Origin of the sequence: Paraburkholderia sp. 31.1, assembly GCF_014397645.1 — a bacterium.
Lineage (GTDB): Bacteria > Pseudomonadota > Gammaproteobacteria > Burkholderiales > Burkholderiaceae > Paraburkholderia > Paraburkholderia tuberum.
On the sequence record NZ_VZQN01000092.1, the window covers coordinates 1 to 9,954 of the forward strand.

9 protein-coding genes are annotated in these 9,954 nt (G+C 66.2%); 3 read left to right on the forward strand and 6 right to left on the reverse strand.

Annotated elements, in window-relative coordinates:
* The first annotated feature begins 155 nt into the window (after positions 1–155).
* Positions 156–1,880, forward strand: a complete 1,725-nt coding sequence (locus F6X37_RS34570; RefSeq protein ID WP_187614504.1) for an FAD-dependent monooxygenase — start codon at positions 156–158, stop codon at positions 1,878–1,880.
* An 86-nt stretch (positions 1,881–1,966) separates the two neighbouring features.
* Here the strand turns inward: F6X37_RS34570 and F6X37_RS34575 are convergent, their stop codons facing one another.
* The 4 genes from F6X37_RS34575 to F6X37_RS34590 are packed head-to-tail and all read right to left on the reverse strand — an operon-like array spanning position 1,967 to position 7,292.
* Entirely contained in the window at positions 1,967–2,227 is a 261-nt protein-coding gene (locus F6X37_RS34575; RefSeq protein ID WP_187614505.1) for a formate dehydrogenase subunit delta, read from the reverse strand.
* 8 nt (positions 2,228–2,235) lie between these two features.
* Positions 2,236–5,220: a formate dehydrogenase subunit alpha gene (fdhF, locus tag F6X37_RS34580; RefSeq protein WP_187614506.1), complete on the reverse strand. Its 2,985-nt coding sequence runs from the start codon at positions 5,218–5,220 to the stop codon at positions 2,236–2,238.
* A 15-nt stretch (positions 5,221–5,235) separates the two neighbouring features.
* Positions 5,236–6,810, reverse strand: coding sequence for a formate dehydrogenase beta subunit (locus F6X37_RS34585; protein ID WP_187614507.1), 1,575 nt, complete (start codon positions 6,808–6,810; stop codon positions 5,236–5,238).
* A complete protein-coding gene (locus tag F6X37_RS34590) occupies positions 6,807–7,292 on the reverse strand; it encodes an NAD(P)H-dependent oxidoreductase subunit E (RefSeq protein ID WP_187614508.1) in 486 nt (161 codons plus the stop codon). Before F6X37_RS34590 ends, F6X37_RS34585 begins: the two co-directional genes overlap by 4 nt.
* A 134-nt stretch (positions 7,293–7,426) precedes the next feature.
* On the opposite strand from F6X37_RS34590, the gene F6X37_RS34595 reads away from it, so the two are divergent.
* Both F6X37_RS34595 and F6X37_RS34600 read left to right on the forward strand, forming a co-directional pair.
* A complete protein-coding gene (locus F6X37_RS34595) occupies positions 7,427–8,506 on the forward strand; it encodes a substrate-binding domain-containing protein (RefSeq protein ID WP_187614509.1) in 1,080 nt (359 codons plus the stop codon).
* A 130-nt stretch (positions 8,507–8,636) separates the two neighbouring features.
* Positions 8,637–8,903 carry a hypothetical protein gene (locus tag F6X37_RS34600; RefSeq protein WP_018421395.1) on the forward strand — a complete coding sequence of 89 codons (267 nt, stop codon included), beginning with the start codon at positions 8,637–8,639 and terminating at the stop codon, positions 8,901–8,903.
* 115 nt (positions 8,904–9,018) lie between these two features.
* Here F6X37_RS34600 and F6X37_RS34605 read toward each other — a convergent pair whose 3' ends face one another.
* Both F6X37_RS34605 and F6X37_RS34610 read right to left on the reverse strand, forming a co-directional pair.
* The gene (locus F6X37_RS34605; protein ID WP_187614510.1) at positions 9,019–9,294 is read right to left on the reverse strand and encodes a hypothetical protein; all 276 of its coding nucleotides are present in this window, start codon (positions 9,292–9,294) and stop codon (positions 9,019–9,021) included.
* 483 nt (positions 9,295–9,777) lie between these two features.
* Positions 9,778–9,954, reverse strand: a 177-nt coding sequence (locus F6X37_RS34610; protein WP_316252030.1) for an IS4 family transposase, incomplete at its 5' end; no start/stop codon positions are given.

The window sequence follows — 9,954 nt, forward strand, 5'->3', positions numbered from 1 at the left end:
CCCGCTATCGGCCGCATGGCGGCGTCGTGCGTCGCTCACGTGGCGCGGCCACGCAGCGCTCCTTACTCCTTGCCATGCGGCCGATAGCGGGCATTCGCACGTGCGTTCCATATGTAAACAGACCCTAGAACGCATTGTTGCCTCCGGAGTTCCGCATGGACGCTGCCGCCTACGACGCGTCGCCGGTGCTGATCGTCGGGGCCGGTCCCACCGGACTTGCCGCAGCGATGAGTCTCGCGCGCGCCCACGTCCCCGTGCGCCTGATCGACAAGGCGCCGCAGCCGAACCCTTACTCGCGCGCGATCGGCATTCAGGCACGTACGCTCGAACTGCTCGAGCAGCATCGGCTGGTCGAACCGTTTCTCGAGCTCGGCCATCGCGCGCGCGTGGCGAATCTGTTTTCGAACGGCATGCGGCTTGCGCAGCTCGATTTCGACCCGTTGCACACGCGCTATCCCTATCTGCTGTTTCTCGACCAGTCGGTGACCGAGCGGCTCCTGACCGAGCATCTGGCGACGCTCGGCGTGAAGGTCGAGCGCGGCGTCGAGCTCGTGGCGTTCATGCAAGGCTCCGCGAGCGTTCAGGCGACCTTGCGCCGCGCGGACGGCCGCACGGAAGCCATGCGCCCGTCATATCTGATCGCGGCCGATGGCGCGCACAGTTCGATTCGCCATCGCCTCGACCTGAACTTCGAGGGCAAGACCTTCGACCAGACCTTTCTGCTCGCCGACCTGCACGCCGAAACCGACTGGCCCGACGACGAGTTCCATATCTTCGCGTCGGGCGACGGTCTCGTCGCGCTGTTTCCGATGGGCCACGGCCGCCATCGTCTGATCGCCGATCATGCGGTCGAGCCGTCCGGCAGCGCCGCGCCGCCGACCCCCGCGGTGCTCGGCGAGCCGCCGCTGGAGCGGGCGCCGGCGCCGTCGCTCGAACAATGCAAGGCGCTGATCGCGCGACGCGTGCGCGAGCGCGTCGACGTGTCGGATCTGGCGTGGTCGGCGTACTTCCACGTGAACAGCCGGATGGTCGACCGGCTGCGCGTGGGCCGCATCTTCCTCGCCGGCGATGCCGCGCACGTACACAGCCCCGCGGCCGCACAAGGCATGAACACCGGCATCCAGGAAGCGCTCAATCTCGGCTGGAAGCTCGCGCGCGTGATCGGCGGCGCGGCGCCGGATCGTCTGCTCGACACGTATCACGCCGAGCGACATCCGATCGAGCGCGAGGTGCTGCGGCAGACCGGTTTCATCACGCAGATGGCCGAGGCCGATCACGGACCGATGAAGCTGCTGCGCGAGCGCGTGATGCCGGTGCTGGCCACGCTCGGTCCGCTGCGCGATGCCGCACGCGCGACGATCAGCGAGCTGTCGATCCAGTACCGGCGCAGTCCGCTGACGCTCGAACGCGTGCTCGACGGCGGCCCGCGCGCGGGCGAGCGCGCGCCCGATGCGCTCGTGCACGTCGTCGACGGTCCGCTGGGGCGCGCGCCGGGCGTCGGCTGCATTTTCGATCTGCACGATCCGGCGTTTTTCTCGCTGTTTCTGCTGTTGCCGCCGCTGCCCGTCGATGACACGCCGCTCGATCCCGCCGCGAAACATGCGCCGCCGCCGGACCCCGAAGTAGAAAAGCTCGCCGCCGAGGTCGAGCGGCTGCTGCCGAACGCGGTGCGGATCTGGCGCGTCACCGATACGAGCGGCGACGGCGGCCCGGCGTTGTCCGAATCGTATGGGCGCACGCGGCCGTCGTTTTATCTGGTGCGGCCCGACGGCTACATCAGCGCGCGCGGACGCACCGGCTCGGACCTGCACGGTCTCGTACGGCACTGCGAAGCGTGGTTTACGGTTGGGGGAGAGATATCGGAACAGGCGACGTTGTGATTGGCGCCGCCCGTTGCGTGGCATGGGCACGCACGCGGCAGCGGATCGCGCCGCCGCGCCTGGTTGATTGGGGAAACCGCCCGAGCCTAAGCCGCCGGCGCCAGGGCCGGCGCCGGCGTCAACTTCTCGCGATACCTGACGATCGCCTCGCGCGTGAAGTCCGATAGCGCGATGTCATACGTGTCCGGCGCTTCGTCGAGCGTCGCGAGCAGCGCGCGCCGCATGCGCGGCTCCCAGAAGCGGCGGATGTGTTCGGCGACGCCGGTCAGCGCTTCCTCGTGGTCGGGCATCGACTCGAAGAAGTCGCCGATCCGGTTCGCCATGTCGATCAGATTCCGATTGTCCATGGCTCGCCTCACTTGCCCGCGGTGACGGCCGCGGCCGCATCGGCCAGCTCGCGCTGCTTCAGCAGTTCGAGCTGTTCGCTATTGAAGCGCGAATAGTCCTTCTGCCATTGCGACGGCTGCTCGACCGGCATCACCTGCACCGCGGTCACCTTGTATTCGGGGCAGTTGGTCGCCCAGTCGGAGCTGTCGGTCGTGATCACGTTCGCGCCCGATTCGGGGAAGTGGAACGTGGTATAGACGACGCCCGGCTGCATCCGCTCCGTCACCTTCGCGCGCAACACGGTCTGCCCCGCGCGCGATTCGATGCCGACCCAGTCGCCGGTTTGGATGCCGCGTTCCTCGGCATCGTGCGGATGCAGTTCGAGCCGGTCTTCGTCATGCCAGCGCGAATTCTCGGTGCGGCGCGTCTGCGCGCCGACGTTGTACTGCGACAGAATGCGCCCGGTCGTCAGCAGCAACGGATACTTGCGCGTGACCTTCTCCGGCGATGCGATGAACTTCGTGATCACGAACCTGCCCTTGCCGCGCACGAAGGTGTCGACGTGCATCGTCGGCGTGCCGTCGGGCGCGTCCTCGTTGCACGGCCACTGGATGCTGCCCATTTCGTCGATCTTCTGGTACGACACGCCGTGGAAGGTCGGTGTGAGCCGCGCGATTTCGTCCATGATCTCGGACGGATGCGTGTAGTCCATCTCGTAGCCGAGCGCGCGCGACAGCAGCAGCGTGACTTCCCAGTCCGCGTAGCCGCCGAGCGGCGGCATCACCTTGCGCACGCGCGAGATGCGGCGCTCGGCATTGGTGAACGTGCCGTCCTTTTCGAGGAACGACGAGCCGGGCAGCAGGACGTGTGCATACTTGGCGGTCTCGTTCAGGAAGATGTCCTGCACGACGATGCATTCCATCGACGACAGCGCCGCCGCCACATGATGCGTGTTCGGGTCCGACTGCACGATGTCCTCGCCCTGGCAGTACAGACCCTTGAAACTGCCGTGCAGCGCGGCGTCGAACATGTTCGGAATGCGCAGGCCAGGTTCCGGTTGCAGTGTGACGGCCCAGGCGTTTTCGAACTGCGTGCGCACGAGCGGATCGCCGATGTGACGATAGCCGGGCAACTCGTGCGGGAACGAGCCCATGTCGCACGAACCCTGCACGTTGTTCTGGCCGCGCAGCGGATTCACGCCGACACCTTCGCGGCCGATGTTGCCGGTCGCCATCGCCAGGTTCGCGATGCCGATCACCATCGTCGAGCCTTGCGCGTGTTCGGTGACGCCGAGGCCGTAGTAGATCGCGGCGTTGCCGGCGCTCGCGTAGATGCGCGCGGCTTCGCGTACCTGTTGCGCGGGCACGCCGGTCGCCGCTTCGGTCGCTTCCGGCGAGTTCTCCGGCAGCGCGACGAAATCGCGCCACTGCTCGAACGCGCGCGTCTCGCAGCGCTCGGCCACGAACGCTTCGTCGAGCAGGCCTTTGGTGACGATCACATGCGCGAGCGCGTTGACGATCGCGACGTTGGTGCCGGGCCGCAATTGCAGATGGTGCGACGCCTTCACGTGCGGCGTATCGACGATGTCGATCCGGCGCGGATCGACGACGATCAGCTTCGCACCCTCGCGCACGCGCCGCTTCAGACGCGAGGCGAACACCGGGTGGCCATCGGTCGGATTCGCGCCGATTACCATGATCACGTCGGCTTTGTCGACGGAGGCGAACGTCTGCGTGCCGGCCGATTCGCCGAGCGTCGTCTTCAGACCATAGCCGGTCGGCGAGTGGCAGACGCGCGCGCAGGTGTCGACGTTGTTGTTACCGAACGCGGCGCGCACGAGCTTCTGCACGAGGTAGGTTTCCTCGTTCGTACAGCGCGACGACGTGATGCCGCCGATCGAATCGCGGCCATGTTTCGCCTGGATGCGACGGAATTCCGATGCCGCGTACGAGATCGCTTCGTCCCAGCTGACTTCGCGCCACGGGTCGGTGATCGTCGCGCGGATCATCGGCTTTTTGATGCGGTCCTTGTGCGTCGCGTAGCCCCACGCGAAGCGGCCCTTCACGCATGCATGGCCTTCGTTGGCCTGGCCGTTCTTGTGCGGCACCATCCGCACGACCTGGTTGCCCTTCATCTCTGCCTTGAACGAGCAGCCGACGCCGCAATACGCACAGGTGGTGACGACCGAGTGCTCGGGCTGGCCGAGCATCACGACGGACTTTTCCTGCAAGGTCGCGGTCGGGCACGCGGCCACGCAGGCGCCGCACGACACGCACTCCGATTCCATGAACGGCTGGTTCTCGCTGGCCGCGACGCGAGATTCGAAGCCGCGTCCGGTGATCGTCAGCGCGAACGTGCCCTGGGTTTCCTCGCACGCGCGCACGCAGCGATTGCAGACGATGCACTTCGCCGGGTCGTACGTGAAGTACGGATTCGATTCGTCCTTCTGGTCCTTCAGATGATTCGCGCCGTCGAAGCCGTAGCGCACTTCGCGCAGGCCGGTCACGCCCGCCATGTCCTGCAGTTCGCAGTCGCCGTTGGCGGGGCAGGTCAGGCAATCGAGCGGATGGTCGGAGATGTACAGCTCCATCACGTTGCGACGCAGCGACTGCAGACGGTCGGTCTGCGTGCGCACCTTCATGCCGGCTTCGACCGGCGTCGTGCACGAGGCCGGATAGCCGCGCCGTCCTTCGATTTCGACGAGACACAGGCGGCATGAGCCGAACGGTTCGAGCGAATCGGTCGCGCACAGCTTCGGCACGTTGACGCCAGCTTCAGCCGCCGCGCGCATCACCGACGTGCCCGCCGGTACGGTCACCGCCTGGCCGTCGATTTCGAGCGTCACGTCGACGTCCGAGTGGCGGGCGGGGGTGCCGTAGTCGGTGTCGTCGGCGAACGCGTTGGCGGCGCGTGCCTGGGCTTGCGACTTGCACGCGCAGTTGCCTGAGCCGCAGCCGCCCCCCAGGGGGGCTTCCTTCGGGGCGCCGGCAGGGGAGTTGAACTGGTCGGACATGGTGAACTCCTGGAGTCAGGCCGCGGCCGCTTTGGTGGCGTGGTCGGCAGTGGGATCGGCGGCGAGACCGAAGTCTTCAGGGAAATGATCGAGCGCGGACAGCACCGGATACGGCGTCATGCCGCCCATCGCGCACAGCGAGCCGGCTACCATCGTGTCGCACAGATCGCGCAGCAATTGCACCTGACGCGTCGACGTGTCGCCGTTGCGAATCCGCGCGATCACCTCGACGCCGCGCGTCGAGCCGATCCGGCACGGTGTGCATTTGCCGCACGATTCGAGCGCGCAGAAGTGCATCGCGTATTGCGCGAGCTCAGCAAGGTTCGAGGTGTCGTCATGCACGACGAGACCGCCGTGGCCGATCACCGCGCCGACTGCCGCATACGCCTCGTAGTCCATCGGAATGTCCCACTGGCTTGGCGGCAGATAGGTGCCGAGCGGACCGCCGACCTGCACCGCGCGCGCCGGCCGGCCGCTCGCGGTGCCGCCGCCGAAGTCGTCGAGCAGTTGGCGCAATGTCACACCGAACGCGAGTTCGACGAGGCCGCCTCGCTTGATGTTGCCGGCCAGTTGGAACGGCAGCGTGCCACGCGAGCGGCCCATGCCGAAGTCTTTATAGAACGCGGCGCCGCGCGCGAAGATGATCGGCACGGTGGCGAGCGTGATCGCGTTGTTGATCACGGTGGGCTGGCCATAGAGACCCACGAGTGCGGGCACCGGCGGCTTTGCGCGGACGATGCCGCGCTTGCCTTCGAGCGATTCCAGCATCGCGGTTTCCTCGCCGCACACATACGAGCCCGCGCCTTTCGCGACGAACAGCTCGAAACGCTGCCCGCTCGAGAGCACGCTGTCGCCGAGCCAGCCGGCTGTGCGCGCACGGGCGATGGCAGCTTCGAGCGTCGCGATCGAGTGCGGGTATTCGCTGCGCACATAGATGTAGCCGACGGTCGCGCCGGTCACGACGCCGGCGATGATCATGCCTTCGATGAGCACGTACGGATCGCTTTCCATCACGAGACGATCGGAGAAGGTGCCGGAATCGCCTTCGTCGGCATTGCAGACGACGTACTTCTGCGCGGCTTTCGCGCCGCGCACCGTGCGCCACTTGATGCCGGCCGGGAAGGCCGCGCCGCCGCGGCCGCGCAGACCGGATTCGATCAGCGCTTCGCAGGCGGCATCGCCGTCGGTTTGCAGGGCGTTGCGTAGGCCTTCGAGGCCGCCGTGCGCGACGTAATCGTCGATGGACAGCGGGTCGGTGATGCCGATCCGCGCGAAGGTCAGGCGCTGCTGCTTCTTCAGATACGGAATCTCGTCGACCACGCCGACGCGCCGCGCATGCTCGCCGCCCTCGACGAAGCCCGCGTCGAACAACGCGGCGACGTCTTCCACGTCGACATTCGCATAGCCGATGCGGCCTTCGGGCGTCGCAACTTCGACGAGCGGTTCGAGCCACAGCAACCCGCGCGAACCGTTGCGGATCAGTTCGATCGCAATGCCGCGGCGCGCGGCTTCGCTGGCGATGGCTTCGGCCAGCGCATCGGCGCCGAGCGCGAGCGCCGAGGAATCTCGCGGAACATAGACGCGCGTCATGCCGGCACCTCCACGCATTTGCGGGCAGCGGCGAACAGCGCGTCGAATTTTTGCGGCGACACGCGCGCGTGCAGCGTGCCGTTGAGCATCATCGCCGGCGACAGCGCGCATTGGCCGAGGCAGTACACCGATTCGAGTTCCACCGTTGCGCCGTCATGGTGACCGGCGTCGAAGCGGCATCCGGTGTGCGCCTCGATGTGCTGGGCAAGCGCCTCGGTGCCCATGCTGCGGCACGCTTCGGCGCGGCAAAGCTGCACCGTGACGGGCGCGGCCGGTGAGGTGCGAAAGTGATGGTAGTAAGTGATGACGCCGTGCACTTCCGCTCGCGACAGGTTCAGCGCGCGGGCGAGCGGTCCGACCGCCGCGGGTGGCACAAAGCCGAGTTCGTCCTGGATCGCGTGCAGGATCGTGATGAGTGTGCGGCCCGGCTGCGCGTGACGTTGCACGAGCTGATCCGGCGCCGTGGCGAGACAATCGTCCAAAGGGGGGCTCCTCCGAAGCGATATATGCACTTGTTATTCATAATGCATGCACGTATGCTTCGCTTATTCGATATGGTATAGCCGAAAGATAGGCGGGCCGACCGGCGCGCGCAATAGGAAACGGTCAAGCATATATGGTCAGGATCGAATGTCAGGTCGAGCTGGTGGTGAAGGGCGCGGATGGCCGCGAGGCCAGCCTGTCTGACGTGGTGCCGCTGCTCGCGCTCGTCGATGAATCTGGCAGCATTGCGCAGGCCGCGGCGCTTAAGGGTTTGTCCTATCGGCACGCATGGGGCTTGCTGCGCAGCATCGAGGAGCGGTTTGGTGGTCCTCTGATCGCGAAAGAGCGTGGGCGCGGCTCGGTGTTGTCCGAGCTCGGTCACGCGGTGCTGCGCGGGCAGCGGCTCTGCGGCGAGCGGCTCGACGGCAATTTGCAGGCGCTCGCGAGCGAAGTGGCGAGCGATCTGAACCGCTGGCTTGCGCCCCCCGCCGATGACGTGCGCATCCACGCGTCGCACGGTTACGCGGTGGCCGCGCTTGTTACGGCGCTGGTCGCCAACGATCTGCCGGTCGAGATCAAGTACCGCGACAGCGCCGAGGCGGTCAGTGCGCTCGCGCGCGGCGAGTGCGATCTGGCGGGCTTTCATCTGCCGCTCGGCGAGTTCCGCGCGGTGTGCGCCGATACCTACCGGCGCTGGCTCGATCCGCAACGCCATGTGCTCGTGCATCTGACCCGACGCAAGCAGGGTCTGTTCATCGGCAAGGGCAATCCGAAGCGGATCGGCGGGCTCGGCGATCTGGCGCGCGACGACATCCGTTTCGTCAACCGCCAGCCGGGCTCGGGTACGCGGATGGTGCTCGATCTCGCGCTGCGACAGGTCGGTGTGGACCCGGACCGCGTCAACGGCTATGCGTCGACCGAGCTGACGCACTCGGCGATCGCGGCGTTCGTCGCGAGCGGCATGGCGGACATAGGCTTCGGCGTCGAACCGGCCGCGCATCATTTCGGGCTCGACTTCATTCCGATCGTCGACGAGGACTATTACTTCGCGTGCGATCGCGCGCACCTCTCTCGCGCGCCGCTCGCGACGGTGATCAACCTGTTGCGCGGCAGCGCGTTTCACCAACGCGTCGAGCAGCTCGCCGGCTACGATCCGTGCGACTGCGGCAGGCTCGTCGATCTGGACGAGGGGCTCGGCGGCGCGCTCGCGTAACGGCGGAGTAAGAGCCTGTAACCAGAAAAGCGCTGGCGCTCGGCGTGCGCGGCTGCGCAGCGCGCCGGTTTCGGCTACTCTCTTGGCTTCGTATCCGCCTTTACCGCGCGCCAAGCCGCGCTGAACCGACATGAAAGCTCTTCTCCATGCATGTGCCGCCGCTGCCGCGGCTGGTGTGCTCTGTGCCACCGTCTCCGTCGCTTACGCGCAAAATTCGCCTGGCGTGCCGGGTGGCATCCTGACCGACGAATTCCGCATTAACGAGCATCCGCAGATGCCATTCGCCGCGTCCGCCCCGTCGGACAAGTATCAGCACGGCCGACGTTCGCAAGCGCGCAAGCGCGGCGACATGGGAGACCCGAATGGCTGCAATCTGCAGTGCCCGAAAGACGAATAAGAATTGGCTCGGGCTTCGCTCGAGCTTCGAGGTTTTACGCAACGCCGGCCCTTGGGTCGGCGTTGTGCTTTGTGGCGGGGGCGATGGCGGCCCAGTTGCCGGCCGGAGTGGCTTCTTATGGCCTGGCGATGTGCCAGATTTCCTTGAAGCCGTCCCCCTTTGCATCGCCCGCCTGCTTGTCGGTCGGCGCCGCCGTGGCCGCCGGCCAGTTGCTCATGCAGCCGCCGGTGCAGGCGCTGACGCCGGGCGTGGTGTCCTTGTCGAACGTGTAGAGCGTCATGCCGTCAGCGGTGACGAAGCGGCCGTCGGACAGTTTGGGCGGATCGGCGAAGGCACCGGCGTATAGCACGGCGAGTGCGAGCGGGGCCAGCAGAGCGATGGTCTTGCGCATGACGCAGGCTCCTGTTTTGGCGACGTGGTTGACGAGTGACGACTCGCTCGAGCTACGAGTATAGGCAGCGGCCGCGGATTTACCGGGGCGTGTTGTGCGTCCCCGCTGAGTGAAGGGGAGACGTGTGGCCGGCCCGCAAAGCGTCGCGGACGGTGCGGAAAATAAAAAACCCCGGCAGCGTTACGCTACCGGGGTTTTTTGGGGCCGTTCATCGCGAACGTTCCAGGTATTTGGTGGAGGCGGGGTCTGCCATTAATCAATCCGCGCCAAACCGACGGTATCCGTTAAACATCAATGTGCACAGGCATTTTGCCAAAAAATATTGCCGTGTCAGGCTACAATATTCCGGCGCTATCCGCCACTTGGCGATGGGCTGGACGATGGGCTGAAATGGCACTCACAGACAGACAGACAGGCAACTGCACTACGCGCCGGTGATAAGCCGGTATTCGACGGGAAAGTAACGGGGTTAGACGCATCGGGTTATACACAATTTCCAGCGTGACCGCCGACACGTAACTTCTGCAATGTCCTGGCAGCGATATGAACCTCTTTGAGTCCCAGCCAAATAGCTTTCGCGCCGGGTTCGCCATCGCCCTTGCGGCCGAGGAATCCGCCCAAGCGCGCGATCAAGCGCAGCACCTCGTTGAGCTTGGGCCT

What these genes read in the sequence shown, in the direction of transcription:
- F6X37_RS34570 (WP_187614504.1), top strand. Translation starts at nt 156, where the DNA reads ATGGACGCTGCCGCCTACGACGCGTCGCCGGTGCTGATCGTCGGGGCC.
- F6X37_RS34575 (WP_187614505.1), bottom strand. Translation starts at nt 2,227, where the DNA reads ATGGACAATCGGAATCTGATCGACATGGCGAACCGGATCGGCGACTTC.
- fdhF (WP_187614506.1), bottom strand. Translation starts at nt 5,220, where the DNA reads ATGTCCGACCAGTTCAACTCCCCTGCCGGCGCCCCGAAGGAAGCCCCC.
- F6X37_RS34585 (WP_187614507.1), bottom strand. Translation starts at nt 6,810, where the DNA reads ATGACGCGCGTCTATGTTCCGCGAGATTCCTCGGCGCTCGCGCTCGGC.
- F6X37_RS34595 (WP_187614509.1), top strand. Translation starts at nt 7,427, where the DNA reads ATGGTCAGGATCGAATGTCAGGTCGAGCTGGTGGTGAAGGGCGCGGAT.
- F6X37_RS34600 (WP_018421395.1), top strand. Translation starts at nt 8,637, where the DNA reads ATGAAAGCTCTTCTCCATGCATGTGCCGCCGCTGCCGCGGCTGGTGTG.
- F6X37_RS34605 (WP_187614510.1), bottom strand. Translation starts at nt 9,294, where the DNA reads ATGCGCAAGACCATCGCTCTGCTGGCCCCGCTCGCACTCGCCGTGCTA.